The 26,453-nt window shown below is 62.7% G+C and carries 25 protein-coding genes and 1 pseudogene; 20 read left to right on the top strand and 6 right to left on the bottom strand.

Annotated features, from left to right (window positions below; all coding sequences use genetic code 11):
- The first annotated feature begins 149 nt into the window (after window positions 1-149).
- Window positions 150-422: a hypothetical protein gene (locus FKL89_RS12685; protein WP_156863152.1), complete on the top strand. Its 273-nt coding sequence runs from the start codon at window positions 150-152 to the stop codon at window positions 420-422.
- Between the two features lie 39 nt (window positions 423-461).
- Here FKL89_RS12685 and FKL89_RS12680 read toward each other — a convergent pair whose 3' ends face one another.
- The 4 genes from FKL89_RS12680 to FKL89_RS12665 all read right to left on the bottom strand — a co-directional run bounded on the left by FKL89_RS12680 (window position 462) and on the right by FKL89_RS12665 (window position 3,083).
- The gene (locus tag FKL89_RS12680; protein ID WP_156863150.1) at window positions 462-1,262 is read right to left on the bottom strand and encodes a hypothetical protein; all 801 of its coding nucleotides are present in this window, start codon (window positions 1,260-1,262) and stop codon (window positions 462-464) included.
- Window positions 1,263-1,406: 144 nt separating this feature from the next.
- On the bottom strand, window positions 1,407-1,820 hold the full coding sequence (locus FKL89_RS12675) for a type II toxin-antitoxin system VapC family toxin (RefSeq protein ID WP_156863148.1): 414 nt from the start codon (window positions 1,818-1,820) through the stop codon (window positions 1,407-1,409).
- Window positions 1,821-1,829: 9 nt separating this feature from the next.
- Window positions 1,830-2,063, bottom strand: a complete 234-nt coding sequence (locus FKL89_RS12670) for a ribbon-helix-helix domain-containing protein (protein ID WP_156863146.1) — start codon at window positions 2,061-2,063, stop codon at window positions 1,830-1,832.
- A 405-nt stretch (window positions 2,064-2,468) separates the two neighbouring features.
- Window positions 2,469-3,083 carry a TetR/AcrR family transcriptional regulator gene (locus tag FKL89_RS12665; protein ID WP_156863144.1) on the bottom strand — a complete coding sequence of 205 codons (615 nt, stop codon included), beginning with the start codon at window positions 3,081-3,083 and terminating at the stop codon, window positions 2,469-2,471.
- A 70-nt stretch (window positions 3,084-3,153) separates the two neighbouring features.
- Here FKL89_RS12665 and FKL89_RS12660 point away from each other — a divergent pair, with 70 nt between their 5' ends.
- From FKL89_RS12660 to FKL89_RS12625, 8 genes are read left to right on the top strand one after another with little or no spacing between them, the layout of a single operon-like run.
- Window positions 3,154-4,518, top strand: a complete 1,365-nt coding sequence (locus FKL89_RS12660) for an NAD(P)/FAD-dependent oxidoreductase (protein WP_238363351.1) — start codon at window positions 3,154-3,156, stop codon at window positions 4,516-4,518.
- Window positions 4,503-5,369, top strand: a complete 867-nt coding sequence (locus FKL89_RS12655) for a DUF1365 domain-containing protein (protein WP_238363350.1) — start codon at window positions 4,503-4,505, stop codon at window positions 5,367-5,369. The genes FKL89_RS12660 and FKL89_RS12655 overlap by 16 nt, the downstream gene beginning before the upstream one ends.
- A 2-nt stretch (window positions 5,370-5,371) precedes the next feature.
- Window positions 5,372-6,619: an SAM-dependent methyltransferase gene (locus tag FKL89_RS12650; RefSeq protein ID WP_156863143.1), complete on the top strand. Its 1,248-nt coding sequence runs from the start codon at window positions 5,372-5,374 to the stop codon at window positions 6,617-6,619.
- Window positions 6,620-6,621: 2 nt separating this feature from the next.
- Window positions 6,622-7,512 carry an SDR family NAD(P)-dependent oxidoreductase gene (locus tag FKL89_RS12645; RefSeq protein WP_156863141.1) on the top strand — a complete coding sequence of 297 codons (891 nt, stop codon included), beginning with the start codon at window positions 6,622-6,624 and terminating at the stop codon, window positions 7,510-7,512.
- Window positions 7,509-7,964 (top strand): nuclear transport factor 2 family protein, encoded by a 456-nt coding sequence (locus FKL89_RS12640; protein WP_156863139.1) that lies wholly within the window; start codon window positions 7,509-7,511, stop codon window positions 7,962-7,964. Before FKL89_RS12645 ends, FKL89_RS12640 begins: the two co-directional genes overlap by 4 nt.
- 4 nt (window positions 7,965-7,968) lie before the next feature.
- Complete coding sequence (locus FKL89_RS12635) at window positions 7,969-8,586, top strand: chalcone isomerase family protein (protein ID WP_238363349.1); 618 nt, start codon at window positions 7,969-7,971, stop codon at window positions 8,584-8,586.
- The gene (locus tag FKL89_RS12630) at window positions 8,583-9,917 is read left to right on the top strand and encodes an MFS transporter (protein ID WP_156863136.1); all 1,335 of its coding nucleotides are present in this window, start codon (window positions 8,583-8,585) and stop codon (window positions 9,915-9,917) included. The genes FKL89_RS12635 and FKL89_RS12630 overlap by 4 nt, the downstream gene beginning before the upstream one ends.
- Window positions 9,914-10,465 carry a DUF3833 domain-containing protein gene (locus tag FKL89_RS12625; protein WP_156863134.1) on the top strand — a complete coding sequence of 184 codons (552 nt, stop codon included), beginning with the start codon at window positions 9,914-9,916 and terminating at the stop codon, window positions 10,463-10,465. The genes FKL89_RS12630 and FKL89_RS12625 overlap by 4 nt, the downstream gene beginning before the upstream one ends.
- A 36-nt stretch (window positions 10,466-10,501) precedes the next feature.
- Here the strand turns inward: FKL89_RS12625 and FKL89_RS12620 are convergent, their stop codons facing one another.
- Window positions 10,502-12,544 carry a sigma-54-dependent Fis family transcriptional regulator gene (locus FKL89_RS12620; protein WP_156863132.1) on the bottom strand — a complete coding sequence of 681 codons (2,043 nt, stop codon included), beginning with the start codon at window positions 12,542-12,544 and terminating at the stop codon, window positions 10,502-10,504.
- A 477-nt stretch (window positions 12,545-13,021) separates the two neighbouring features.
- On the opposite strand from FKL89_RS12620, the gene FKL89_RS12615 reads away from it, so the two are divergent.
- From FKL89_RS12615 to FKL89_RS12565, 11 genes are all read left to right on the top strand, one after another.
- Window positions 13,022-13,486 carry a (2Fe-2S)-binding protein gene (locus tag FKL89_RS12615; protein WP_156863130.1) on the top strand — a complete coding sequence of 155 codons (465 nt, stop codon included), beginning with the start codon at window positions 13,022-13,024 and terminating at the stop codon, window positions 13,484-13,486.
- 15 nt (window positions 13,487-13,501) lie between these two features.
- Window positions 13,502-15,850 (top strand): xanthine dehydrogenase family protein molybdopterin-binding subunit, encoded by a 2,349-nt coding sequence (locus FKL89_RS12610; protein ID WP_156863128.1) that lies wholly within the window; start codon window positions 13,502-13,504, stop codon window positions 15,848-15,850.
- Window positions 15,851-15,882: 32 nt separating this feature from the next.
- On the top strand, window positions 15,883-16,677 hold the full coding sequence (locus FKL89_RS12605) for an FAD binding domain-containing protein (RefSeq protein WP_156863127.1): 795 nt from the start codon (window positions 15,883-15,885) through the stop codon (window positions 16,675-16,677).
- A gap of 91 nt (window positions 16,678-16,768) precedes the next feature.
- Window positions 16,769-17,653, top strand: a complete 885-nt coding sequence (locus tag FKL89_RS12600; RefSeq protein ID WP_156863125.1) for an AAA family ATPase — start codon at window positions 16,769-16,771, stop codon at window positions 17,651-17,653.
- Between the two features lie 4 nt (window positions 17,654-17,657).
- The gene (locus FKL89_RS12595) at window positions 17,658-18,899 is read left to right on the top strand and encodes a vWA domain-containing protein (RefSeq protein WP_238363348.1); all 1,242 of its coding nucleotides are present in this window, start codon (window positions 17,658-17,660) and stop codon (window positions 18,897-18,899) included.
- Between the two features lie 25 nt (window positions 18,900-18,924).
- Window positions 18,925-19,509, top strand: a complete 585-nt coding sequence (locus FKL89_RS12590) for an SRPBCC family protein (protein WP_238363347.1) — start codon at window positions 18,925-18,927, stop codon at window positions 19,507-19,509.
- 48 nt (window positions 19,510-19,557) lie between these two features.
- Window positions 19,558-20,346, top strand: coding sequence for a HesA/MoeB/ThiF family protein (locus tag FKL89_RS12585; RefSeq protein ID WP_156863120.1), 789 nt, complete (start codon window positions 19,558-19,560; stop codon window positions 20,344-20,346).
- A gap of 184 nt (window positions 20,347-20,530) precedes the next feature.
- Window positions 20,531-20,995 carry a (2Fe-2S)-binding protein gene (locus FKL89_RS12580; protein ID WP_156863119.1) on the top strand — a complete coding sequence of 155 codons (465 nt, stop codon included), beginning with the start codon at window positions 20,531-20,533 and terminating at the stop codon, window positions 20,993-20,995.
- An 11-nt stretch (window positions 20,996-21,006) separates the two neighbouring features.
- Window positions 21,007-23,160 (top strand): xanthine dehydrogenase family protein molybdopterin-binding subunit, encoded by a 2,154-nt coding sequence (locus FKL89_RS12575; protein WP_156863117.1) that lies wholly within the window; start codon window positions 21,007-21,009, stop codon window positions 23,158-23,160.
- A 177-nt stretch (window positions 23,161-23,337) separates the two neighbouring features.
- Entirely contained in the window at window positions 23,338-24,042 is a 705-nt protein-coding gene (locus FKL89_RS12570; protein WP_156863115.1) for a glutathione S-transferase N-terminal domain-containing protein, read from the top strand.
- A 55-nt stretch (window positions 24,043-24,097) separates the two neighbouring features.
- Complete coding sequence (locus FKL89_RS12565) at window positions 24,098-24,787, top strand: glutathione S-transferase family protein (protein ID WP_156863113.1); 690 nt, start codon at window positions 24,098-24,100, stop codon at window positions 24,785-24,787.
- Here the strand turns inward: FKL89_RS12565 and FKL89_RS12555 are convergent.
- A pseudogene (locus tag FKL89_RS12555) lies at window positions 24,784-26,390 on the bottom strand (TonB-dependent receptor plug domain-containing protein). The gene FKL89_RS12565 and the pseudogene FKL89_RS12555 overlap by 4 nt on opposite strands.
- Between the last annotated feature and the right edge of the window lie 63 nt (window positions 26,391-26,453).

Genomic DNA, 26,453 nt, shown 5'->3' with positions numbered 1-26,453 from the left:
ACATGCGGCCAGTTGTTCCAACTTGGAACACCTGTGAACGCGCTGTTGCATCAGCTAGACACGCCAATCGGCTCTGAGCCCGTGCGATGCTGGGTGCAGAATGGCGACGCTTTTGCCGCATAGCTTTCAGCATCAACAAGAAATTTGCAATGAACAAGACTGCAAGTACCGATCACGTGTTGTTCACAATAAGCACGACCGACTCGGAAATAGGTGTCAGTCGCGAGACGCTCTCGCGACTGGTCGCGACGTTGGGAATGAACGAGACACAGGTCTTGCACTACGCGTTGCGCCAGCTTGCGCGCGCGCTGTTGCCCGCGTACGAGGCGGATGACGGGCCACTCAGCGCGAAGCAGTTGTGCGCGATTCGCAAAGCGGTTCCGGAAGGGCGTCACAAGTCGATCAAGTGCAGCCTGTTCTGAAAAACTTCGTAAGCACTAGACCGCAGTGAGCGCGATTGTCTATTGTTCGCGTTTTTGTTTTCTACGCGCTCGCACCCCCTTTATGTAAACCGCGTCGGCGATTTCGCCCGGTTCGAGATTTAGCGCGACGTTAATCAATGAAGCCCACTCCGAATCCGGGAGCCTGAAGTACGGAGGCAATTTATTTATTTGAGCGCCGGTGTTTTCGGCAATTGACTCGAACAACGCTTTGATGAAGTCGGCCTTGGAGGCGCGACTTGATTCAACGGCAGCGAGCGTCAAAGGGTCTCCCGCCTCAACGTGCGAAGACGCGGCATCTTCTGCGAGAGCAAATACGATTGCGCTCAATGATGGCCAATACTTGAGATCGTATTCTCGCCGCAGTTGTCGCAACTTTGGTTTGACGTCGGATCCAAATCGATCGATGTGCGACGAAGCGTCTTCAATCAACTCACAAACATCATAGTGAGTGCCGCCCCTGAAACCAGAACTGTTCTGCAATTCCGAGCGCTGCTCCAGAAGTGTGGCCAGTTCGCCCGCAACGCTCGCGATTTGACGGTTGATGCCGATCAACCGTTGTCGTGCTTTGCGCGCGTTCAGGTTTTCTTCTGGATTCCAACCTGCCATCGTACTTATTACGCAACCTAGAAACGTGTTGATCGCGTCTGGCCGATTGCGAAGATTGCGTCCGAGTTCTTCGTAGACTTCGCGCAACTCTGACGAGCGCTCAAGTAGTCGCTTCGCAGCGGCACTTTCACCTGGTATCGGAGATTCGCGTACTTCCTTTTCCAGAAAATCTATGCAGGTTTGCGTTACGTCGATAGAGCAATTTTTGTTCACTGGCGGGCGCCTCGAATATGCGGTCCAGGCAGGTTATCGACACTTGCGAGGAAAGTCGGTACCTGAAATGCAATTTGTTTTGGATCGCTTCAGGTACCTACCGACAAAGTGGCCCGAAGAGCCGTTCACTTACTGGTGACGCTGCTAGCGTTGTGAAACTTCATTCCAATCCACCCACCGCAACCCCATCACCCTCGAAAACTCCCGCACATTGCGCGTGACCAGCGTGCCCTGATAGCGCATTGCTGTTGCGGCGATCAGGGTGTCGTGCGGGCCGATTGGGGTGCCTGCGGCTTCGAGCTCAGCGCGGATGCGGGCGGCTTCGGCGGCGCATTCGCTGTCGAAGGGGAGCATTTGCATTGGCTGCAATAGCTGCTTGAGCGCGGCGAGCCTTGGCGCGGCGGCTTCGGGCGGGAGCCGCAGCAGGCCGTATTGCAGTTCGTACTCCACGATGGCGGGCACGCCGAGGTCGGCGGGCCGGATGGCTTGCAGGCGCGGCACCACCTGCGGGTCACCGCGGAAGTAGTAGCTGATGGTGTTGCTGTCGAGGATGAACATGGCCGGCGGCTAGAAGCCCAAGCGCGGCGTGTCTTCCGGCTGCGCGTCACCAGTGCCGTCACCCACCAGGGGGAAGTCCGGGAAGCTGCCTGCGAGGTTCAGGCAGGCGGGTGGCCATTCCTGCGCGGCGTAGCGGCGGATGGCCTCGGCCACCCAGCGGCTTTTGGACATGCCATGCGCGTGCGCTGCCTGATCGACCAGAGCTTGCGTGGCGTCGTCGAGGTAGAGGGTGATTTGCGACATGATGGGCATCCGGGAAGGGATGAGACGGAAATAATTATAATTTCACTTATATGTATTTAGTGGCTAGAAGTATGTTTTGATGCAGCATCTTTTCAGTGAAAGCCGCATTTGAATTGGGCTTGAAGGCCTTTTTGGTGTGAAGTCAACTTTTCGATGAATAGCACGCTGAGCCCATAGCCAATGGGCGTTTCTCTGAAAAGCTATAGCGTTTTCGCGTGCAGATGATTGCCTGAAAGACAACCATCGCTGGTGCGCATTCGGTCTGGATCCCCGCCTTCGCGGGGATGACGGCAACTAAAGCGATCTGAGCAACTACAGCGAGGGTGCGTTCGGTCTTGGTACCCGCCTTCGCGGGGATGACAGCGGAGCGGGGGAGCGCTGCGCCTTTGTGGCCAAGGCTATCGGCTACGGTTTGGCGCCAACCCCGCCGAAATACACCGACAGCGTGTGCTCCACGATCTCGGCGTTGCTGAGCTTGCTGTAGAGGCGCAGGAACTCGACGGACGGGTCGCAGGTGCGGGCGTAGAACGAGTAGAGGATCACGTCCTCCGGCAGGTCCTTGCGCATCTGGCCGGTCTTCTGCGCGTCGCGCACCAGTTTGACCAGCGCGTTGTTGAGCTTGAGCGCGCGCATTGTGTAGCCGAGGTTTTTCACCAGCATGTCGCGCACGTGCGGGCTGGTGGCGGGCAGGAAGGGCAGGCCACCTTTCAGGCGCAGATCAAGCGCCCAGCCCAGCAGGCGGCGGATGCGCTCCAGCGCGGGCAGGTCGTCGGGCAGGGCGGCGAGCGTTTCGTTGGCGCCGTCGAGCAGGCGGATCATGCATTCGCCGGCCAGCTCCTCTTTTGACTTGAAGTGCTTGTAGAGGCTGGGCTTGGAGACACCCACGTCGGTGGCAACCTCGTCCATCGTCATCAGGTCAAAACCGCGATTGGTCAGGATGCGCGTGGCAGCGTCGAGGATGGCGTCCTCGCGCTGTTGAAACGCCTGATCCTTGAAGCTGATGCGTTTGAGCAGGCTCAAAAAATACCCACAAGTAAAAATAGTTACTGTATAGTAGCGACGCTACCGATTAGTAACTATTCTATTGCCTGTGGCCCAAGACACCAACAATTTCTCTGCCAAACCCGCATCGAGCGGGCATTCCCGCCACATTGCCGTGGTTGGCGCCGGGGTGGCCGGGCTGGGCGCCGCCTGGCTGCTGCAACGCCAGGGCCACCGGGTGACGCTGTACGAGCGTGACGGGCGCTTTGGCGGGCATGCCAACACGGTGGACGTGACGCTCGATGGCGCCATCGCTCCGGTGGACACCGGCTTTCTGGTCTTCAACGGCAAGACCTACCCGAACCTGATTGGCCTGTTCGGCGAGCTCGGCGTGGAGAGCTACGAGACCGAGATGACCTTTGGCGTCAGCGCTGACCGCGGGCGGCTGGAGTGGGCCGGCACCAATCTCGGCACGGTGTTCGCGCAGCCGGGCAATCTGTTCTCGCCGCGCTTCATCGGCATGATCCGCGACCTGCTGCGCTTCAACCGGAATGCCGACGCGCATCTGGCTGAATGCGCGCAGACGCCGGAGCGCACGCTGGGCCAATTGCTCGATGCGCATGGCTACGGGCAGCCGCTGCGGGACTTGTATCTGGTGCCGATGGCGGCGTCGATCTGGTCGACGCGGGCAGACGAAATCCTCGATTATCCCGCGGCCACCTTTTTGCGCTTTTGCCAGAACCATTGCCTGCTGCAGGTGAATAACCGGCCGGTGTGGCGGTCGGTGCTGAATGGTTCGCGCAGCTACGTGCAGCGCATCCTGGCCGCCGTGCCGGATTGCCGGCACGGCGCCGCGGTGGAGGCGGTGATTTCGCGTGAGGCGGGCGTGGACATCGTTGCCGGCGGGCAGATGGAGCACTTTGACGATGTGGTGCTGGCTGCGCACGCGCCGGAATCTCTGGCACTGCTGAAGGCTGGTACGGCGCATGGCAGCGCGATGACCGAAGGCGATCAATTACTGCAAACGCTCGCGGCCTTCCGCTATCAGGCGAACGATGCGTTTTTGCATACCGACACCGCGCTGCTGCCAAAGCGACGCAAAGTGTGGTCGGCGTGGAACTACATTGATCAGGATGGTGCCGGCGCGGCGGGTGGCAACGCGCAGGGCGGCGTTTGCGTGAGCTATCTGCTCAATCGTTTGCAGCGCTTGCCGTTCACCACGCCGCTGGTGGTGACGTTGAATCCGCGGGTGTTGCCGTTGCCGGACAAGCGCATCCAGCACTTTGTGTATGAGCACCCGATCTTTGATGCGGCGGCGATCCGCGCGCAGGACGCGCTGCCCGGCGTGCAGGGGCGAGGGCATGTGTGGCTGGCGGGCGCTTGGACGCGCTACGGCTTTCATGAAGATGGCCTGCTCTCGGCGTTGCGCGTGGCGCAGCAGTTTGGCGATTTGCCGGGATGGGCACGGCCATGATAGGGGCGCCGCGCGAAACGCTGCGGCCCGCCGGCGAGCTGATCGCGGCGACGGTGGTGCACGAACGCACGCGCCCGGCGCGGCATCGCTTCAGCTACCCGTTGTTCTGCCTGCGGCTGGATGTGGAGCGCCTGCAGGAGCTGCCTGATGCGACAAACGGCTGGCTGCGCATTGATCCGCAAACGCGCTGGCAGTGCCTGCGCCCGTTCACGCTGCAAACGCGCGACTACGGCGCCCGCGATGGCAGCGACCTCGGAGCGTGGGCGCGCGAGCAGGTGGATGCGGCGGGCGTGAAACTGTTACCCGGCGCTTCACGTATTGAACTGCAAACCTTTCCACGGCTGTTCGGCTTCGTGTTCAACCCGGTGAGTTTCTGGTTCTGTCGTGACGAGAACGACGCGCTGCGTGTGCTGATCGCCGAGGTCAACAACACTTTCGGAGAGCACCACTTTTATGTGGTCACGGCCGACGACCGTGGCGCCATCGGCACCGATACCGCGCTCACCTGCCGCAAGGCAATGCATGTGTCGCCGTTCTGCGAGGTGCGCGGGCGCTACCGCTTCCGCGTCACCGCAGGGCGCACGGCGCGTCGCGTGGACGTGGACTACTACGACGGCGAACAACTGCTGATCGCTACCCGGATCGCGGGCCATGCCGTGGCGTTGGATGGCGCGGTACTGCGCACGCAACTGTGGCGCTTTCCGCTGATGACGTTCGGCGTCGTGGCGCGCATTCACTGGCAGGCGCTCAAGCTCTGGCTGAAGCGCGTGCCCTGGTTCCACAAACCTGATTACGCCGGACCGCTGCGGACCGGCAACACCATTGTTGAGACGAAAGAAGGAAGAGCCTGACCATGTCGACCACCGAAAGCCTGAATAGCGGCACTCACGGCATTGCACATGCACGCCACAATCAGCGCATCCCCTTCGCGGCACGGGCATTCCTGCGGGCGCTTGAGCACTTGCGGCATGGTCATCTGGTGGTGCACACGCCGGACGGGCGTCACCTGTCGTTCGGACAGGCGGGCGTTGATGGCACGGTTGCCGCGCATCTGGCGATTGCCGACTGGCGCGCCTGCGGCAAGATCCTGAGCGGCGGCGACATTGGCTTCGCCGAGGCGCTGCGCGAAGGCTGGGTCGATTCCGCCGATCTCACTGCGCTGCTGCGGCTGGCGATTGATAACGAACAGGCGGTGGCGAAGTTGGTGCATTCCAGCGGCATCGCTGGCCTCGTGCATCGCATTCGTCATTTGCTCAACCGCAATTCGAAGGCTGGCAGCAAGCGCAACATCCATGCGCACTACGACCTCGGCAACGAGTTCTATCGACTGTGGCTCGACAGCACGTGGACCTACTCCTCCGCGCTGTTTGTCGGTGACTACGCGCAGCCGCTGGCGACGGCGCAGACCAACAAATACCGCCGCATCGTCGACACGCTGGGCCTTAAGCCCGGCCAGCGCGTGCTGGAGATTGGTTGCGGCTGGGGCGGCTTTGCGGAATATGCCGCCGCTCGCGGCATTCAGGTGCACGGCATCACGGTGTCGCAGGCGCAGCTTGAGTTTGCGCAGGATCGCTTGCGCCGCGCCGGGCTCGATCAATTGGCGAAGCTGGAGTTTCGCGACTACCGCGATCTCACTGGCACCTATGACGCTGTGGTGTCGATTGAAATGTTCGAGGCCGTGGGTGAGCAGTATTGGGCTGGCTATTTCGACACCGTGGCAGCACGGCTGGCGCCGGGCGGACAGGCGCTGATCCAGAGCATCACCATCGACGACGCGCAGTTTGAGCACTACCGTCGTGGTACTGACTTCATCCAGCAGTTCATCTTCCCCGGTGGCATGCTGCCGTCGCCGACGCGCTTTCGCAGCGAGGCCGACAAGGCGGGGCTTGGTACGCTGGAATCGTTCGCGTTTGGCAAGGATTACGCCGAGACGTTGCGTCGCTGGCGTGATGCGTTCGAGCAGCAATTGGGCAGCGTGCGGGCGCTGGGTTTTGACGAGGCCTTCATCCGCATCTGGCGCCTGTATCTGGCCTACTGCGAGGCCGGCTTCGACAGCGGACGCACCGACGTGATGCACTTTCATCTGCGCAAGGCGGGCTGATCATGAACCGGCAATTTGTGGCGGAATCGCCGCCGGCGACGCCAGTCGCGGGCGCGGTGCAAACGGCGCAGTCCACGCGCTGGCCGTGGTGGCGGTCGCCCAACCGCCGTCGTGCCGACTGGCAAGGCCAGCGGGTGTGGCTGATCGGTGCCTCCAGTGGCATTGGCGCGGCGCTGGCCGCGCAGCTCATGGCGCGCGGCGCATCGGTAGCGCTCTCCGCGCGCAACGTCGAAGCGCTGCAGCGCGTGGCGGACGGTGCCAGCGCGGGCTCGAACGGGAGAGCTCTTGTGCTGCCCTTCGACGCAACGCAGCAAGGGCAGTGGGCCGGCGCGCATGGCAAGCTGAATGTTGCCTGGGGCGGCGTTGACGTTGTGGTGTTCTGTGCGGGCGCCTACGCGCCGATGCGCGCCTGGGAGATTGATGATCGGCAGATGTCGCAAATCGTCGACGTTAACCTGCGTAGCGTGTATCACGGGCTGGAGCGGGTGATTCCCGATCTGCGTGCGGGCGGCACCGGCGCGCTGGTGCTGGTGGCGAGCGTGGCCGGGCTGATGGGGCTGCCCAATGCGACGGTGTACGGCCCGACCAAGGCGGCGCTGATCAATCTGGCAGAGCTGCTGCACAGCGATCTGCGCGGCGACGGTGTGGACGTGTATCTGGTCAACCCAGGCTTTGTGCAGACGCCGCTGACGGCAAAGAACGAGTTCCCGATGCCGGCGATCCAGACACCGGAACAGGCCGCGCAGGCCATCATGCGCGGGCTGGCGGCGGGGCGCTTCAGCATCCACTTCCCGAAGCGCTTCACTGGCTGGCTGTATCTGCTGCGCCACCTGCCGGACCGCGTCCGGCTGGCGATTGTGCGGGGGCTGATGGCAGCGAGGCCGGCACGATGAGCGAGGCCACCACACCGGCGTCGATAGGGCTGCCACCGCTCGTCGAGCGCTACAACGCGCTGCGGGTGGACACACTGCGCGAGCTGCTGGCTTGCTACGCCGAGCAGGCGCACTTCAAGGACCCATTCAACGATGTCGTCGGCCGCGCCGAAATTGACCGCATCTTCCGCCACATGTTCGCCACACTTGAGCAGCCGACTTTCGTGATCGGCAATGCGCTGGCCGGTAATCGCGATGCGATGCTGCGCTGGGAGTTCCGCTTCGGGCTGAGTGGCAAATCGTATCTGGTGCCCGGCAGCACAGCGCTCGCATTTGATGACAGTGGCCGTGTGATTGACCATGTCGACTATTGGGACCCGACCGAAACAGTCTGGGCTCATCTGCCGCTGGTTGGAGCACCAGTGCGCTGGCTGCGGCGCCGGTTTTCATCAGCGCACTTTGAGCGTGGCTGAAAAGATGAACAAAGGCAGAAGTAACCCCGTCCGAGGCCGCCGCGACTGCATGGTTCGGGTGGCTGCATTGCCAGTTGCCATGCTGGTGCTCCCGCAAGGCTCGACTGCGCAGACCGCGCAAGCCACACCGGGTGGCGGCGAGCAACCGCCAGATGAAGTGCGCCGGCGTCGCCCCGCAGCGCGACTGTCGGGACGCGGTACCTTGCGCTTTCTTGGGTTGCACATCTACGACGCGCTGCTGTGGGTGGAGAACGCCATCGACAGCGGCAACTACGCGGCGCATCCGCTGGCGCTGGAACTGCGTTATGCCCGATCGCTGTACGGATCGCTGATAGCGGAGCGCTCGCTGCGCGAGATGGAACGCGCCGGTCCGATCCCGGCCATACAGTCGGAGCGCTGGCTGGCCTTCATGCGCGAAGCCTTCCCCGATGTGGGTGCGGGCGACCGCATCACCGGGTTGTGGAACCCGGCGGACGAGACGTCCGAATTTGTCATCAACGGCAAAGCGGGCAAAGCCTTGCGTGATCGCGCGTTTGGTGAACGCTTCTTCGGCATCTGGCTGGGCAACAGTACGTCCGAACCGGCGTTGCGACAGGCGTTGCTGGGGCGCAAGGCGCCGTGACTGTCGCGACCGGAAGCATCGTCCGCTACGGCGCGCTCGGGCTGCCTCTGGCGTTCGTTGCCCTGCCCCTGCATGTGCAGTGGGCAAATGTGGCGGCGAGCACGTGGGCGTTGCCACTGGGCATGATCGGTGGCCTGCTGCTGGCGGTGCGCGCGCTTGATGCTGTGGTGGACCCGTGGCTCGGCCGTGTCATGGACCGGGTGTTTGCGGCGCAGCGCGCCTGGCTGGTCGCCGCCTTCGCAACGTCACTGGTGGTGGCAGGCTTTGCACTTTTGTTCTCCAGCCCGCCGTCGTTTGTTCGGGGCGAAACTGACCTGACCATTGCTTGGGCCGCTGCAGCGTTGGCCTTGACCTACCTTGGCTACAGCGCTGCGCAGATCGTGCATCAAGCGTGGGGCGCGCGCTGGGGTGGCGATGCAGCGCAGCGCGCTCGTATCGTGGCCGGGCGCGAAGCGTTTGCACTGGTCGGCGTGGTGTCGGCCACGGTGCTGCCCGCAGTGATGGGTTGGCCGGGCTTGAGCGCACTGCTTGCCGCGCTGGCGGTGATTGCACTGGTCATGTTGCGCGGCGTGCGCACGCCTGCATCTGCTGCCTCAACGCTGCCGGCGACGCAACTGGCTGCGGTTGCGTCTACGTCTGCCCGCGGCACACAGTCGCCGTGGCGGCTGCCAGCCTTTCGCCAGCTGATGCTGGTGTACGTGATCAGTGGGTTCGCCGCCGCCGTGCCCGCGAATCTGGTCATCTTCTACATCCGCGACCGCCTGCTGGCGAGTGCGTGGGAGCCGGCGTTTCTGTTTGCCTACTTCGCCGCTGCGGCGCTGTCGATGCCGTTGTGGACGCGTCTCGCCGGTCGCTATGGATTGGTGCGCTGCTGGGCGGGCAGCATGGCCCTGGCAACGGCCAGCTTCGCCGGCGCGGCGTGGCTCAGCACCGGCCATGAGTGGCTGTTCCTCGCCGTCTGCATCGGCAGTGGCATCGCGTTGGGGGCCGAACTGATCGCGCCGGCTGCGCTGCTGGCCGGGGTGCTGCAACGGAGCGGCGGCGGTTATGGCGGCGAGGGGGCATGGTTTGGCTGGTGGACGTTCGCCAGCAAATTCAATCTCGCGCTTGCTGCAGGCGTGGCGCTGCCGCTGGTCGCGCAGCTTGGCTACACACCTGGTGGGCGCGAAGCGTCAGCCGTCCAGGCGCTGGCGCTGGTTTACGGCGTGCTGCCCTGCGTGGTGAAACTGGTTTCCCTTGGTCTGCTGCTGGCGCTTGGTCGCGAACTCGAGCCACCCGCGGGCTCACCCAATCATCGTTCAACGCTTGCGAATGAGGTTTCTTCACCATGAATACCGTTCCCACCCGTCGCCAATTGCTGCTTGGCACTGCCGCCGCTTCGCTGCTGGCATTGGCAGGCTGCGCGTCGCCGCAGATCGCCGACTATGCGGCCGAAAAGCCGGTGCTCGATCTGCGCGAATATTTCAACGGCAAGATCGAGGCGCACGGCGTGTTCCGCGACCGCAATGGTCTGGTCAAACGCCGCTTCGTGGTGGCAATGGACTGCCGCTGGGATGGCGACGATGGGGTGCTCGACGAACAGTTCGTGTACAGCGACGGCGAGCGACAGCGCCGCGTCTGGCGATTGAAGCACTTGGGCGATGGTCGCTATAGCGGACGCGCCGACGATGTGGTCGGCGTGGCCGATGGCAGCGCGCGTGGCAATGCCTTTCGCTGGCAGTACACCCTGCGCCTGCCAGTTGATGGCAAGGAGTACGAAGTGCAGTTTGACGACTGGATGTATCTGATCGACGACCGCGTGATGCTGAATCACGCCACCATGAGCAAGTTCGGCATCAAGCTCGGCGAGGTGCAGCTGTCGTTTCACCGCCCGCGCTGAGGCCCGGCTCTCTGCCTCGCCCCGGCGCCGTCGGTCTCAGGGGGAGGCTGGCCGTAGCAGGTCTTTCGGCAGCTTGCGGTAGAGCGTATTGCGGCTGACGCCAAGCTCACGCGCTGCAGCGGAAAGGTTGCCATGATGGCGGGCGAGCGCACGCTGCATGGCGTCCAGCGCGAGATCGTCGAGCGACGCGGCAGCATTGGCGCTAACCGTGCGGCTCGCGTTGATTGGTGGGGCGATATTGGCCGCGCTGCCGCTGCCCGAATTCAACTCCGCGACATCGTCGAGGAAGTCGTCTGGCAGATGCTCACGGCCGATGACCGTGACGGGCGCGGCGATCGCCATCGCGGTGGCCAGCACATTGGAGAGCTGGCGCAGATTGCCGGGCCACTGATGCTGCATCACCAGCGCCCACACATCCGGCGCCAGTCGCCATTGCGGACCACCCTGGGCGTGTAACAGGCGGGAGACTATTTCGCGCAGATCGCTGCGCTCCCGCAGCGCCGGCAGCCGCACGGTCAAACCGTTCAGCCGGTAGTACAGATCGTCGCGGAAGCCGCCGACCTTGATCAGATCGCGCAGCCGCTTGTGGGTGGCGCACACCAGTCGGACATCGACCGGAATCGCCTTGCCGCTGCCGAGTGGCGTGACGACACGCTCCTGCAGCACACGCAGCAGCCGCGCCTGCATGGCAAGCGGCATGTCGCCAATCTCATCGAGGAAAAGGGTGCCGCCGTGGGCTTGCAACAGCTTGCCCTGATGCCCCTTACGGCGGGCGCCGGTGAACGCGCCGTCTTCGTAGCCGAATAGCTCGGATTCGATCAGCCCTTCCGGCACGGCCGCACAGTTGATGGCGACGAACGGGCCGTCCCGCCGCGCTGAGGCACGATGAATGGCGAGCGAGAACCACTCCTTGCCGGCACCGGTTTCTGCTTCGAGCAGGATGCTGACATCGGTCGCCGCAACCCGACGCAGGCGGGCGATGACACTGGCGACCTGGGCGTCACCGGAGTCGAGATCATCGAAGTTGGCCTGTGGCAACGTCTGTGTCGGCGCATCCGGCCTGACGGCCGCTGGTTTCGTGGCGGTCGGGGCGACTGGCGCGTCGGCGCGCGTGGCCCGTTCAGGCGGCGCTGCGGAAGTTTCTTCCCGCGCTGCGGCCGCGTAGGTCCGCGTGGAAGTGGTGGCAGGCACGGCAAAGATGCGCACACCGCTCGGCAGCACGCATTGCAGCGGTTTGTTGATCGCCAGGTACGCCAGCTCGAACAATTCGGACGGGGCACGCCGCAGCAGCGACAGCGCGGTGTGGGTGCGGATTGACGAGAGCGAGAGCTCGGTCTGCAGGCAGGCGCTGCGGTTGGCGGCAAGGATACGGCCATCCGGCGCGATGGCGAGCAGACCCTCCATCAAGGTGCCGATGAACTCGGCGCGCGCGTGGAAGGCGACGATGAGCTGACCGAAGTAGGTGCGGCGGAACAGCGTGTTCTCGATCATCTGCGCGCTCATGCGCACCAGACCCATCGTGTGCTTGTGGAAGCCACGATAGTCGCCAGTCACGTCGAGCACGCCGAGCAGATCGCCAGCCGGCGCGAAGATCGGCGCGGCCGAGCAGGTAAGGCCGTGATTGGCGGTCAGGAAATGTTCATTGGCGTGCACGACCACCGGCGCCCGCTCGTGGATGGAAGTACCGATGGCGTTGGTGCCCTTCTGCGCCTCACCCCAGTTGACTCCGGGCCGCAGCGCCACCTTGGCCGCCTGCTGCTCGAAACTGTCGTCACCAATCGAATGCAGCACCACGCCCTTGGCGTCGGTCAGCACCACCATGCTGTCGGTATCGATGATCTGCTGGTGCAGCGTCTCCATCACCGGTGCGGCGTGACGCATCAGCTCGGTGTTCTGCTCGCGCAGCAGACGCAAATCAGTGGTGGCGAGCGCGTGGAAATCCTGCGACTCGTGCGTGCGCAGGCCGGCACGGCGGCTGCGGTCCCATGAGGTTTCGATCACCATCGCATGCGAATCTGCATGATAGGTGCCAATGGCGCCGGGCGATGCGGGTGACAGCGGTGATTGCGGCGCGAACATAGCTCCTCCATGCGTGCCGGGTACTGCTTGTGTGCCAGCCCGCGATCCCTCCAGAGCGCGGGCAACCCATTGCTGTCAATGTCAGCTTTGCGTTGCGGTCAACCAGTGAACGGCAACGGGATACGGAACATTGCGCAAGCGCAACGCCAGCAATGGATGGATGTGAAGAGTCTAACTGATACCGGAACGTTCGCAGAGTGTGCAAAGTGTTGCAAATTGACACGCTTTTGCCGCCGGGATGTGCCAGCGCGTAGCGCATCGCCAATGGAATTGTGGCGCTCGTCGCTCTCGCGTTGCACCGGCCGGCGTGGCGGCGAGCGCGCGCGGATTCAGGCGGTGAGTTCATCGCTACTGGTATGAAGTTTGCGCCTTGTCCGCTACCAAAAACGCCGCTTCATTGTTGCGGCGCAAGAAATTAGCGACCGTAGCATTGCAAGGCCGCATCGAGTTGACTTTCGAAAAAGTGAGGAGTGCACCATGACCGTTAACGTCAACATGAAGGTGAATGGCAAGTCGGTAACTGCCGATGTCGCCGCGTCCACCACGCTGGTCGAGTTCATCCGCGAACACCTGCGGCTGACCGGTACCCATGTCGGCTGCAATACTGCCCAGTGTGGTGCCTGTACTGTCCACGTCAACGGCCGCGCCGTGAAGTCCTGCAACATGCTCGCGGCCCAGGCGGCTGGCGCTGATGTCACCACCATCGAAGGTCTGGCGGCAGCCAATGGCGACATGCATCCGATGCAGGCCGCGTTCAAGGAGCATCACGGCCTGCAGTGCGGTTTCTGTACGCCCGGCATGGTGATGAGTGCCTGTGAGCTGAAGGGCAAGATGCCCAACGCCACCGACGAGCAGATTCGCGAGGCGCTCGACGGCAACATTTGCCGCTGCACCGGCTATCAGAACATCGTCAAGGCCGTCAAAGCCGGTCTGGCCGCGTAGAAAAGGAGCACAGCCATGAAAGCAGACGGCATCGGCGCCCGCGTTACCCGCAAGGAAGATCACCGCTTTCTCACCGGCAACGGGCAATACACCGACGACATCACGCTGCCGCATCAGAGCTATGCGGCCTTTGTGCGCTCGCCACATGCGCATGCCACCATCAACAGCATCGACAGCAAGGCGGCGGCAGCGATGCCCGGCGTGTTGGCGATCTTCACCGGCAAGGACATCGCGGCCACCGGTATTGGCGGCCTGCCCTGCGGCTGGCTGATCAACAACAAGGACGGCTCGCCGATGAAAGAGCCGCCGCATCACATCCTCGCCGTCGACAAGGCCCGTTACGTCGGTGATCAGGTCGCCATCGTGGTGGCCGAGACCCTGGAGCAGGCGAGAGCTGCCGCCGAGGCGGTGGAAGTGGACTATGGCGTACTGCCGGCGGTGGTCAATACTGCCACTGCTTCCAAGGCAAAGGCCTCGGTGCACGATGCCGCTGCCGACAATGTCTGCTACGTGTGGGGGCATGGCGACGGCGCCGCGGTGGACAAGGCCATCGCGTCAGCCCACAAGGTGTCCACGCTGGATATCGTCAACAACCGCTTGATTCCCAACGCCATCGAGCCGCGCGCAGCAAATGCTGCCTACGACAAGTCGAGCGACAGCTACACGCTCTACGTCGCCAACCAGAACCCGCACGTCGAACGCCTGCTGATGTGCGCCTTTGTGCTCGGTATTCCCGAGCACAAGATGCGGGTGGTAGCGCCGGACGTCGGCGGTGGATTTGGCTCGAAGATCTTCCTTTACGCCGAGGAAACGGTGCTGGTCTGGGCCTCCAAACGTGTCGGTCGCCCGATCAAGTGGACGGCAGACCGGATGGAATCCTTCCTCTCCGATGCGCATGGTCGCGACCATGTGACGCGCGTGCAGATGGCGATGGACGCCAACGGCAAGTTCACCGGCATGAAGGTCATCACCACAGCGAACGTCGGGGCCTACCTTTCCACCTTTGCATCCTGCGTGCCGACGATCCTTTATGCCACGCTGCTTGCGGGTCAGTACACCACGCCAGCGGTCTACTGCGAGGTCACGGCGGTGTTTACCAACACAGCGCCGGTGGATGCCTACCGCGGCGCCGGGCGGCCGGAGGCCACCTATGTTGTCGAGCGCATCGTCGAGACGGCGGCGCGTGACATGGGACTCGACCCGGCCGAGATTCGCCGCCGCAACTTCATCACCACCTTCCCGTACGCTACGCCGGTGGGCCTGACATACGATATTGGCGACTATCACGCCTGTCTGGAAAAGGCGATCAAACTCGCAGATTACGCCGGCTTCCCGGCGCGTCAGGCCGAAGCAAAGGCGCGCGGCAAACTGCGCGGCATTGGCTTCTCCAGTTACATCGAGGCCTGCGGACTTGCGCCGTCCAACGTCGCCGGCGCGCTGGGCGCCCGCGCTGGCCTGTTCGAAGCGGGCGAGGTGCGTGTCCATCCCACCGGCAAGGTGACGGTGTTCACCGGATCGCATTCGCATGGCCAGGGTCACGAGACGACCTTTGCGCAGGTGGTGGCCGACAAGCTGGGCATACCGATGGATGACGTTGACATCCAGCACGGTGATACCGGCAAGGTACTGTTCGGCATGGGAACTTACGGCAGCCGCTCTCTCGCGGTCGGCGGTACGGCCATCGTGAAGGCGGTCGACAAGGTCATCGCCAAGGGCAAGAAGATCGCCGCTCATCTGCTGGAGGCTGCCGACACTGACATCGAATTCAAGGATGGCGTGTTCAAGGTGGCAGGTACCGACAAGAACGTACCGTTTGCCAACGTCGCGCTGAGTGCCTACGTGCCGCACAACTATCCGCTCGACAAGCTGGAACCGGGACTGAACGAAAACGCGTTCTACGACCCGACCAACTTCACCTACCCGGCCGGCACCCACATTTGCGAGGTGGAGATTGACCCGGATACCGGCAAGACCGAGATCGTCAAGTTCACCGCCGTCGATGACTTCGGCAACATCATCAATCCCATGATCGTCGAAGGTCAGGTGCACGGCGGTCTCGCCCAGGGTATCGGTCAGGCGCTGCTGGAAGGTTGCGTTTACGACAATGAGAGCGGGCAGCTGCTGACGGCGACCTACATGGACTACGCAATGCCGCGTGCCGACGATCTGCCGAATTTCACGGTGGACACGCATGTGACGCCGTGTACGCACAATCCGCTTGGCGTAAAAGGTTGTGGTGAGGCTGGCGCCATCGGCTCACCGGCCGCGCTCATGAACGCCATCACGCACGCCGTGGGCGCCCGCGACATCGCGATGCCCGCTACGCCGGAACGCGTCTGGCGCGCCATCCAGGCCAACGCCTGATCCCTGCTGCGAACCACGAAAAGGATAAACCCATGCAAGCTATTCAACTGCATCAACCGACTTCGCTGGCCAACGCAGCGCAATTGCGCAGCGGCTCCGGGGACGCACGCTTTCTGGCGGGCGGCCAAAGCCTGCTGGCGGCGATGAAACTGGGCCTCAACAGTGCAACTGATCTGGTCAACCTGGCAGCGCTGCCCGAGCTCGCTGGCGTGAAGGTGGAGGGCAACAGCGTCGTGATCGGCGCCATGACACGCCACGCCGATGTGGCTGCCAACGCCGACGTCAAGCGCCTCATTCCGGCGCTGGCGGCGCTGGCAGGTGGCATTGGCGACCGCCAGGTGCGCAACATGGGCACGCTCGGCGGCTCCATTGCCAACGCCGACCCGGCGGCATGCTATCCGGCCGCAGTCGTTGGTCTGGGCGCGACCGTGCGTACCAACAAGCGCGAGATCGCGGCCGATGACTTTTTCCGCGGCTTTTATGAAACGGCTCTGGCAGAAGACGAAATCGTGACCAGCGTGAGCTTTCCAGTGCCGCAGAAGGCAGCCTATGTGAAGTTCAAGAATCCAGCCTCGCGCTTTGCCCTGGTGGGCGTGTTTGTCGCGAAAACTCCTGGTGGCGCGCGCGTCGCCGTGACGGGGGCGGCAGGCTCGGTATTTCGGGCAACCGCTATCGAGCAGGCGCTCAACGGTAACTGGTCGGCCGCTGCTGCGAAGGCAGTCAAGGTAAGCGCCGACAACCTGAACAGCGATCTGCACGCAAGTGCAGAGTACCGCGCTCATTTGATTCCGGTACTGGCGTCTCGCGCGGTCGCCGCTGCTGGCTAGCAGCAGTTGATCATCGGCGCCGGCTGGTGCCGGTGCCGCAACCATCTCCCACTGCCCCGCGTGTAAGCTCACTCTCCACCGGGGCCTTTTTATGCAGACCATTCCTGAATCAATCGACGCCACCCAGGCGCTGCTGTCATCGGCCGACTACATCGCCGACCGCGAACTTGCTACAACCGTTTTTCTGGCGCTTAAGATGCAGCGCCCGCTGTTTCTTGAGGGTGATGCGGGCGTTGGCAAGACGGAAGTGGCAAAGGCGCTCTCAGGCGCGCTCGGGCGCGAGCTGATCCGCCTGCAATGCTATGAGGGGCTCGACGTATCGCAAGCCGCCTACGAGTGGAATGTGCAGCGTCAGTTGTTCGCGGTGCGTGCCCGCGAAGGCGCGTTGCCGGAGGAGGTGGAAGCCACCATCTACGGGCCGCAGTACCTGATCAAGCGCCCGTTGTTGCGCGCGCTGGAGAGCATGACTGCGGCGTCCCCGGTGCTTCTGATCGACGAGCTGGATCGCGCCGACGAGCCTTTCGAGGCTTATCTGCTTGAGGTGCTGTCGGACTTCCAGTTGACTATCCCTGAACTCGGTACAGTGCGGGCGACCACACCGCCCATCGTGGTGATTACTTCGAACCGTACGCGCGAGATTCACGATGCCATCAAGCGCCGCTGCCTGTATTACTGGGTGGACTATCCCACGCTTGAGCGAGAGCTGGCTATCGTGCGTCGCAAGCTGCCTGGCGTCAACGAGCGGTTGTCGTTGCAGATTGTGAAGTTCATCCAGCGCCTGCGCCGCGAAGAACTGTTCAAGTTGCCCGGGGTTGCCGAGACAATCGACTGGACGCGGGCATTGACGGCGCTGGATGTGCTGGAGCTGTCGCCGCAGAATATCGCCGATACCCTGGGAGTGCTGCTCAAGTACCAGGACGACATCGCAAAGTTGCGCACGCAGATCGATTCCGTGCTGGCGGATGCAAGTAATTAGTCCTTTGCGGGCCAATGCCGCCAGCCATACAGGGGCGCTGGCCAACAATGTGGTGCACTTTGTGCGCCTGATACGTGCTGCCGGCGTGCGCGCCGGTACGGCCAGCACGCTCAATGCGCTGGCGCTGGTGGAAGCCGCCGGCATCGAGCGGCGAGCGGACATTCGGGCTGCGTTGCGGTCAACGCTGATCTCGCGTCCCGAGCATCGCGAACTGTTCGACATTGCGTTCGACCTCTTCTGGAAGGACCCGCAGATTCAGGAGAAGATGCTCAGCGCTTTGCTGCCCACTGTGCAGGGGCGGGGGCAGACGCCGCCACCACCGCCTCCGCCGCAACGGCTGACTGATGCGTTTGCGCCCGACGCGCCGCGAGTTGCTCCGAAGCGCCTGCCGAACCAGCAGGACGAGGTGAATTTCGATGCGACGTTGACATTCTCGGCCAGCGAGAAGCTGCAACGCATGGACTTTGAGCAGATGAACGCCGCCGAGTGGGAGGCCGCACGCAAGGCTGCTGCCAGTCTGGCGCTGCCGATGCGTCCGCTGCGCACCCGAAGGTCCGCGCCGGCGCGGCAAGGGCGTATTGATCTTCGTGCCTGTCTGCAGCAGAGCCGCAAGACCGGTGGCGAAATCATCGGCATCGAGCGAACCCAGCCCGGCGAACGACCGCCCAAGCTGGTCGTGCTGTGCGATATCTCAGGCTCGATGCATCGCTACACCCGGATGTTCCTGCACTTTGTGCACGCGCTGGCCAATGCCACCGGCGCAAGCAGTCGTGGTGGTCGGCCACAGAAGCTCGAGGTGTTCCTGTTTGGAACACGTCTGACCCATGTGACACGTCACTTGCGGGGACAGGACGTCGATGTGGCGCTGGCACGAGTTGCCGCTGCCGCCCCGGACTGGAGCGGCGGCACCCGCATCGGCGCTTGCCTGTATGAGTTCAACCTGCGCTGGGCACGCCGGGTGCTGGGCTACGGGGCCCAGGTGTTGCTGCTGACTGACGGGCTTGATCGCGAAGATACGACATTGCTGACGAAGGCTGCGGACCGGCTCGGCAGGAGTTGCCGCAACCTGATCTGGCTGAACCCACTGTTGCGTTACGACGGGTTTGAGCCACGCGCTGCCGGCGTGCGGGCGTTGCTGCCTCATGTCGACACCTTCGTACCGGTGCACAATCTGAATTCAATTGCCGACCTGGCGCAGTCGCTTGGTGGCGGCAAGGCCCGCGTGGCATCAACGCATACTCGATGAAAGTGAAAGGACTTCTGCAATGGACATGAGCGACTCCCGCGTGATCCGGGCACCCCGTGACCGGGTCTGGGTCGCACTGAATGATCCTGCCGTGCTCAAGCAATGCGTGTTCGGCTGTGAATCGCTTGATCGCCAGGACGATGGATCGCTGGTGGCTGCAATGGCGGTTCGTGTCGGGCCGGTGGCAGCCAAGTTCAAAGGCAAGTTGCACATGGAGAACGTTGCGGCTCCCGAGCACTACACCCTTGTGTTTGAAGGTAATGGTGGCGCCGCAGGGTTCGCCAAAGGCTCGGCGGAAGTGACCTTGACTGATGCGGAAGGGGGCGGCACGCTTCTGCAATACAAGGCGTCGTCGCAGGTCGGTGGCAAGCTTGCGCAGGTTGGCTCGCGGCTGGTCGACGCCGCCGCCCGCAAAATTGCTGACGACTTTTTCACCAAGTTCGGCGAACTGGTAGCACCTGCTGCGGCAGCACCGGCTGGCGATGAAGCCACCGCTGCGGCAAGCACGGGCGCTGCTGGAACGACGACAAAATCGGGTGGTTTGCCGGTAGTCTGGATCGTGGCGGGCGCCATTGCGCTGGCGATCATCGGCTGGTGGCTGATGCGATAGGGTGACGTTGCACGCAACGCAACGACAAGCCCTTTATAGAATCGCCGCGTGAACGACGAACAACTGCTGCGCTACTCGCGCCACATCCTGCTGGACGAACTGGGCGTTGACGGCCAGCAGCGATTGCTTGATGCGCATGTGCTGATTGTGGGGGCTGGCGGTTTGGGCTGTCCGGCCGCGCTCTATCTCGCGAGTGCCGGAGTCGGCACTATCACCGTTGCCGATCATGACGTGGTTGACCTGACCAATCTGCAGCGACAGATCGCACACGACATGACCACTGTCGGACTACCGAAGGTCGAGTCGGTGCAGCGCCGCGTCTGGTCGATCAATCCTGACGTCAAGTTGTTGCCGTTGCCGGAGAAACTCGCGGGTCAGCCGTTGCTGGATGCAGTCGCCGCAGCTGATGTCGTGCTTGATTGCAGCGACCGTTTTGCCACTCGCCACGAGGTGAACCGTGCCTGCGTTGCGCTGGGCAAACCGTTGGTCTCTGGCGCGGCCGTACGTCTGGACGGCCAGCTGAGTGTGTTCGACGTCCGCCGCGCGGATTCACCGTGCTACGCCTGCCTGTACCCGGACACCACTGACTTCGAAGAGGATCGCTGCGCTACTCTAGGTGTATTCGCACCGCTGGTCGGCATCGTCGGCACCATGCAGGCTGCGGAAGTGATCAAGCTGCTAGCGGGCTTTGGTGAGCCATTGACCGGGCGGCTGCTGACACTGGACGCGCGCAGTATGGCGGTGATGACACTGGCGATCAAACGCCAGCCAGACTGTGCAGTCTGTGGCGAACGCCATGCGCTGGCGGGCGCTGCAGGCGCCGCCACCGACGCGTAGCGACCGCTTTACGCAATAACCAGCGCTGTCCAATGGCATGCAACGCCAGAGCGAGCAATAAAGTTTCACCGGCACTATCGTTCGCTGGCAGATTGTCCTATGCTCGCAAACACAAACACTTGTCCGCATCAGGTTGAGCGCACTCAATGCTGAAGCAAGTTCACACAAAGGGAGGAGTACAACGATGAAACTGACTGTCAATGGGAAACCCGCCAATTTTGAAGGCGATCCCGATACCCCGATTCTGTGGGTACTGCGTGACCATCTGGATGTAACCAGCCCGAAGTTCGGCTGTGGCATGGCGCTTTGTGGCGCCTGCACCGTACATCTTGATGGCGCGCCGATCCGCTCTTGTTCTACACCGGTTAGCGCCGCTGTCGGCAAAAAAATCACCACCATTGAAGGTCTGCCGACGAAGGTTGGCAAGGCTCTGCAGGATGCCTGGGTGGCCGAGGAAGTACCGCAGTGCGGTTACTGCCAGACCGGGCAGATGATGAGCGCCGCTGCACTGATCAGCAAGAACCCGAATCCGTCGGAAGCCGAGATTGTTGGTGCGATGGATGGCAATGTCTGTCGTTGTGGCACTTATCACCGCATCCAGAAGGCCGTTGTCCGCGCGGGCAAGGCTGTTGCTGGTGCCAAGGCGTGAGGAGGACGATGATGAGCAAGCAAATCAAACCCGTGCTGCGCGACCAACTTGAATCCTCCGCCCGACGCGGCTTCATGAAATCGACCAGCGCGCTGGGTGGCGCGCTGGTAGTTGGCTTCCATCTGCCGGCGTCGAACGCGGCTGCGGCCAAGGCGGACGCCGCGCAGGTTGCCAATGCCTTCGTCAAGGTCGATGCCAAAGGCGGTGTCACCATCATGTGCCATCGCTCCGAGATGGGGCAGGGCGTGTACACCTCGATGCCGATGCTGGTCGCCGAGGAACTGGGCGTGCCGCTGTCGGCGGTCAAGGTGGAAATGGCGCCATCGGCGCCGGTTTACATCAACGCGATGCTGGGTGGCCAGATCACTGGTGGCTCGACCTCGGTGCGTGACGCCTGGACCAAACTGCGCGAGGCGGGCGCATCCGCACGCACAGTGCTGGTGGCTGCCGCGGCGGAGACCTGGAAGGTGCCAGCGACCGAGTGCACGGCCGTCAACGGCGTGGTGTCGCACAAGAGTGGCAAGAAGCTCGCTTACGGTGCGCTGGTGGCCAAAGCATCGGCGATGAAGATGCCTGAGAAGGTCGCGCTGAAGGATCCTAAGGATTGGACCATCATCGGCAAACAGAAGGCGCGTATTGACACGCCGGCAAAGGTTGCTGGCAAGGCGCAGTACGGCATCGACGTCAAGAAGCCGGGGATGCTGATCGCTGCGCTGGCGCAGGCGCCAGTGATCGGCGGCAAGGTAGTGAAGGTCAATGATGCCAAGGCCCGTGCGGTAAAGGGCGTGGTCAACGTGGTGCAGATTCCGGACGGCGTCGCCGTGCTCGCGAAAGATTTCTACACCGCGAAAAAAGGTCGTGATGCGCTGGAAATTGAGTGGGATAACGGCCCGGCTGCGAATCTGGACAGCCTCGAAATTGAAGCCAGCTTGCGCACCGCTTCGGTCAATCCCGGCGCCGTGATGCGCAAGGACGGCAAAGGTGCTGCTGATATCGACAAAGCGGCGCGCAAGGTCGAGGCCGAGTATGAGTTGCCCTTCCTCGCCCACGCTACCCTGGAGCCGGTCAACTGCACGGCCGAGATCGTCAACGGCGAATGCCACATCACCGGGCCGATCCAGTTCCAGCAGGGCGCGCAGTATGGCGTTGCAGCCGGTATTGGCATGCCGCCAGAAAAGGTCTTCATTCACACCACATTTCTTGGCGGTGGCTACGGCCGCAAGCTGGAGCTCGACTTCCAGATTCAGGCCGCGCAAATCGCCAAGGCAGCCGGCAAGCCAGTGAAGATGATCTGGACGCGCGAAGACGACATGACGCACGATTTCTATCGTCCGCTGTCGTTGCATCAGATGAGCGCAGGGCTCGACGCGAATGGCAACGTGACGACGTTCTACAGCAAGATGACTTCGCCGTCGGTCACTGCCCGCGCGTTCCCGCCGGTGGTGCAGAACGGCAAGGATCCGTTCATGGCCGAAGGCTCGGAGAATCTGACCTACAAGATCCCGAACGTGCAGATCGAAAACGTCATTCACGATACCGGCATTCGCGTGGGCTACTGGCGCAGTGTGTCGAACGCGCTCAACGCCTTCGCTGTGGAGAGCTTTGTCGACGAGATCGCCGCTGCCACGAAGAAGGATCCGGTAGCGCTGCGCATGGAGATGCTGAAAGGCGACGCCCGTTCCCAGAATGTGCTCAAGCTGGCTACCGAAAAGGCAGGCTGGGGCAAGGCAGCGGCGGGGCGCGCGCTGGGTGTGGCGCAGATGGAGTGCTACGGCACGCACTCGGCGCTGGTAGCCGAAGTGTCGATGGTGAACGGCGTGCCGAAGGTGCACAAGATCACGGCAGTGATCGATTGCGGCATCGTCGTGCATCCGGACCAGGCGAATGCGCAGATCGAGTCGGGCATCCTGCTCGGTTTCTCCAGCGGCATGAAGAATGCGATCACCTTCAAGGATGGTCACCCGGAACAGCGCAACTTCGACACCTACACCATGCTGCGCATGAGCGAGGCGCCGGCAATCGACATCACCTTCGTGCAAAGCAGCGCCGCACCGGGTGGTCTTGGCGAAGTTGGCGTACCACTCGTAATGCCCGCCATCGCCAACGCGGTTGCTACGCTCACTGGCAAACGGGTTCGCAAGCTTCCACTGTTGCAGAACGTTTAGTACCCAAGCCTGCTACCAAAGCCCGCTTCGGCGGGCTTTTTTCTTTCGCTCGGCGACTCATAAGACACGATGAACACATAGCCCTACTGTCGGGGCCGTTGATTCCGTGTGGCGCAACCACAAATGCCTGGGTGTCAGCGACGCATCGCCTTCATCTTCATTTGCACAGGAAATTCCATGGCCGACCTCAGCGCATTCCCGATCACAAAGAAGTGGCCCGCGACTCACGCGGACCGCATCCAGCTCTACTCGCTGCCCACGCCCAATGGTGTCAAGGTGTCGATCATGCTTGAAGAGACGGGATTGCCGTACGAGCCGCATCTGGTCAGCTTCGAAAGCAACGAACAGATGACGCCGGAGTTTCTGTCGTTGAATCCGAACAACAAGATCCCCGCCATCATCGACCCCGATGGCCCTAGCGGCAAGCCGTTGCCGCTTTGGGAAACCGGTGCGATCCTGATCTATCTGGCGGAGAAGACTGGCAAATTCATTCCGTCGGATGCGGCGCACCGCTACGAAGCGATCCAGTGGGTCATGTGGCAGATGGGCGGCGTCGGGCCGATGTTCGGGCAACTCGGCTTCTTCCACAAGTTTGCCGGCAAGGACTATGAGGACAAGCGTCCGCGTGATCGCTACGTGGCCGAGTCAAAACGCCTGCTGGGAGTGCTCAATGGCCGCCTCGCGACACGGCAATGGATCATGGGCGACGACTACACCATCGCAGACATCGCTACCTTTCCCTGGGTGCGCAACCTGATCGGCTTCTATGGCGCCGGTGATCTCGTCGGTATCAACGATTTCCCGCATGTGACGCGGGCGCTCGAAGCATTCGTCGCGCGGCCGGCGGTAGCGAAAGGCCTGACGATTCCGGCGCGCAGCTAGGCGTCCGCGCGGCCTGGGGGGGCACCGGGCGCGTGATGGCGTGATTCAATACGCCATGGCTACGCTCTACCACTGTGTCAGCGCCCGTTCCTTCCGCGTCCTCTGGATGCTGGAGGAAATCGGGCTGCCGTATGACTTGCGGATGCTGGCGTTTCCGCCGCGTGTGCATCACAAGGACTTTCTCGCCCTCAATCCGCGGGGCACAGTGCCGCTGTTCATTGATGGTGCGGCGCGGATGACCGAGTCGGCTGCGATCTGCCAATATCTTGCACAACAGTACGCTCCGGCAACGTTCGGGGTCGCGCCGGACGAGTCCTACTACGGGGACTATCTCAACTACCTGCACATGAGCGACGCCACGCTGACCTTCCCGCAGACGCTGGTGTTGCGCTATTCACGATTCGAGCTACCGGAACATCGGCAGCCGCAAGTCGTCGAGGACTACGGCAAGTGGTTCCACGCGCGCCTGCGCACGCTGGAGCCGCAGCTTGCCGCACACCCGTTCCTGTGCGCTGAGCGCTTCACGGCAGCTGACGTGGCTGTCGGCTATGCGTTGATGTTGGCCGAACTGCTTGGCCTGCACGAACGTTTCACGCCCGCTGTCGCTGCGTACTGGCTCCGGTTGTCCGCGCGAGACGGCTACCAGCGCGCGCTGGTGGTGCAGGAACAGGCGGCGCGCGGGCAGGGCGTGTCGCCCCGACCTGCGTCCGAACCGCCCGGCGATATGCTCATAGGTAAGGTCTAGAAATCCGCCTGCAGCGACGCGTAGTAGGTGCGCTGTGGGTACGGATGGAAGTTCCAGTACTTGTAGTTGTTGAGGTTGTCAATGCCGACCGCAGCGGTAACCGTTTGGCTGACTTTCCAGACCACGCGTGAGTCCATCGTGAAGAAGCGGCTGACGCCCTGATAGGTGTAGCCGTTGATATCGGCGTTGTTCAGAGTTCGGTACTGGGTGCCGCTGTAGCGGGCCGCCAGTGTGGCCGTCCATGCGGAGTTGATGCGGTAGCTGGCCAGCGCCGTCGCGCGCCACTTCGGAATGTTGGGCTGCCATTTGCCGATGGTGTCGCCTGGCGTGGCGACAAAGCCCGAGTTTTCCTTGATGATGGAGTCGGCGAAGGTCAGGCTGCCGAGCAGGTCGAGGCCTTTGATGCCCACGTCCTGCGCATTGGCTGCCAGTTCCACGCCTTTGGTCGCGATGCGCCCGACGTTGACAACGCGCGAAATATTCTTGTTCGCGATGGCGTCGAAGACCGTCTGCGAATAGAGCGAGTCACGGGTGTTCTCGGCGAACAACGTTGCGCGCAACGAGGTACTGCCCAGATCCGTCTCCGCCGACAGTTCGCCCGTCCATGAGGCCTCCGGCCGCTGCCGCCGCCATCAGTGAGCGTGCCGGCACCGCCCGACGCAGCTGCCGGCAGCGTGTTGCTGGCGGCGATCTGCCGCAACTGGTCGCGCTCGTTTCGGTACAGGCTTGCCGCGATGTCGACATCGTTCTGCCACAGGCCGAAGGTGTAGCTGGCCCGCACCGTCGGTGAGAAGTCGTATGCCACTTTCACTTTAGCGTAGTCCTGGCGCGTGTGGTACTGTGTTCCGGTTCCGAGGATCCACCACGGCTGACCTGCGTTGTTGTTGTCCTGTGCAGCGCCGGTGACAGCCGTGCCGCTGCTGCCAGCGATGCCGGCACTCAGCAAGCGCGTTGCGAAGGTGAGCGGCTGCCCGTTGCTGTCCATGTGATTGACCGCGAGCCACCACGACCAGGCGCCGCTGCGGCTGCCGAGAGAGGCACTGGTTTGCCACGCCTTGTAGTTGCTGTGGGTGTTGTAGCGATCGAACGGCTGGTAGCTGAAGTTGCTGGCCACGTGCGCTTCGAATTTGTTGGGCATGCGTGTCTGGCAGTCCACCACCGCGCCCACCGAGTTGCCGCTGTAGGCCGCCGAGAACGGGCCGTACATCACGTCGACACGGGCAATTTCTTCTGGCGTGACCAAGCCCTTGCGCGGCAGGACGGAGAGGCCGCTCACACCGTTGCCGAGCAGGTTGGACAGTTGAATGCCGTCAGCAAACACCAGCGAACGCGCGCTGTTGCCAGTGCCGGACGCGCGGGTGGAGAGGATGGCGTGGTTGTAGTCGCCCTCATGGCGCTTGCGCACCAGCAGGCTCGGGAAGTACTTGAGCACGTCCTCACTGCCGGTGGCGTTGATGGTACGTTCGATCGGTTTGGCATCTAGTCCTTACATCGTGGTGGATATGTGCGTTGGCAGTGACGTCGGCTGGTTGCCAGTGACGACGACCACCCCCAGTTTCTTGGTTGGAGCTATGGTGGCGTCGTTCAAGGACGACGTGGGCATCTGCCACGCTGCCAGAAAGCAGCGCTACGGTGAGCAATTTGGTGGATTATTTCTTCTGGTGAA

The organism is Casimicrobium huifangae (genome assembly GCF_009746125.1).
GTDB classification, from domain to species: domain Bacteria; phylum Pseudomonadota; class Gammaproteobacteria; order Burkholderiales; family Casimicrobiaceae; genus Casimicrobium; species Casimicrobium huifangae.
Note: the sequence above shows the minus strand (reverse complement) of the source record. Positions and strands in the feature narration are given on the sequence as shown.

What these genes read in the sequence shown, in the direction of transcription:
- FKL89_RS12685 (WP_156863152.1), top strand. Translation starts at nt 150, where the DNA reads ATGAACAAGACTGCAAGTACCGATCACGTGTTGTTCACAATAAGCACG.
- FKL89_RS12675 (WP_156863148.1), bottom strand. Translation starts at nt 1,820, where the DNA reads ATGTTCATCCTCGACAGCAACACCATCAGCTACTACTTCCGCGGTGAC.
- FKL89_RS12670 (WP_156863146.1), bottom strand. Translation starts at nt 2,063, where the DNA reads ATGTCGCAAATCACCCTCTACCTCGACGACGCCACGCAAGCTCTGGTC.
- FKL89_RS12655 (WP_238363350.1), top strand. Translation starts at nt 4,503, where the DNA reads ATGGGCACGGCCATGATAGGGGCGCCGCGCGAAACGCTGCGGCCCGCC.
- FKL89_RS12650 (WP_156863143.1), top strand. Translation starts at nt 5,372, where the DNA reads ATGTCGACCACCGAAAGCCTGAATAGCGGCACTCACGGCATTGCACAT.
- FKL89_RS12645 (WP_156863141.1), top strand. Translation starts at nt 6,622, where the DNA reads ATGAACCGGCAATTTGTGGCGGAATCGCCGCCGGCGACGCCAGTCGCG.
- FKL89_RS12640 (WP_156863139.1), top strand. Translation starts at nt 7,509, where the DNA reads ATGAGCGAGGCCACCACACCGGCGTCGATAGGGCTGCCACCGCTCGTC.
- FKL89_RS12635 (WP_238363349.1), top strand. Translation starts at nt 7,969, where the DNA reads ATGAACAAAGGCAGAAGTAACCCCGTCCGAGGCCGCCGCGACTGCATG.
- FKL89_RS12625 (WP_156863134.1), top strand. Translation starts at nt 9,914, where the DNA reads ATGAATACCGTTCCCACCCGTCGCCAATTGCTGCTTGGCACTGCCGCC.
- FKL89_RS12620 (WP_156863132.1), bottom strand. Translation starts at nt 12,544, where the DNA reads ATGTTCGCGCCGCAATCACCGCTGTCACCCGCATCGCCCGGCGCCATT.
- FKL89_RS12615 (WP_156863130.1), top strand. Translation starts at nt 13,022, where the DNA reads ATGACCGTTAACGTCAACATGAAGGTGAATGGCAAGTCGGTAACTGCC.
- FKL89_RS12610 (WP_156863128.1), top strand. Translation starts at nt 13,502, where the DNA reads ATGAAAGCAGACGGCATCGGCGCCCGCGTTACCCGCAAGGAAGATCAC.
- FKL89_RS12605 (WP_156863127.1), top strand. Translation starts at nt 15,883, where the DNA reads ATGCAAGCTATTCAACTGCATCAACCGACTTCGCTGGCCAACGCAGCG.
- FKL89_RS12600 (WP_156863125.1), top strand. Translation starts at nt 16,769, where the DNA reads ATGCAGACCATTCCTGAATCAATCGACGCCACCCAGGCGCTGCTGTCA.
- FKL89_RS12590 (WP_238363347.1), top strand. Translation starts at nt 18,925, where the DNA reads ATGAGCGACTCCCGCGTGATCCGGGCACCCCGTGACCGGGTCTGGGTC.
- FKL89_RS12580 (WP_156863119.1), top strand. Translation starts at nt 20,531, where the DNA reads ATGAAACTGACTGTCAATGGGAAACCCGCCAATTTTGAAGGCGATCCC.
- FKL89_RS12575 (WP_156863117.1), top strand. Translation starts at nt 21,007, where the DNA reads ATGAGCAAGCAAATCAAACCCGTGCTGCGCGACCAACTTGAATCCTCC.
- FKL89_RS12570 (WP_156863115.1), top strand. Translation starts at nt 23,338, where the DNA reads ATGGCCGACCTCAGCGCATTCCCGATCACAAAGAAGTGGCCCGCGACT.
- FKL89_RS12565 (WP_156863113.1), top strand. Translation starts at nt 24,098, where the DNA reads ATGGCTACGCTCTACCACTGTGTCAGCGCCCGTTCCTTCCGCGTCCTC.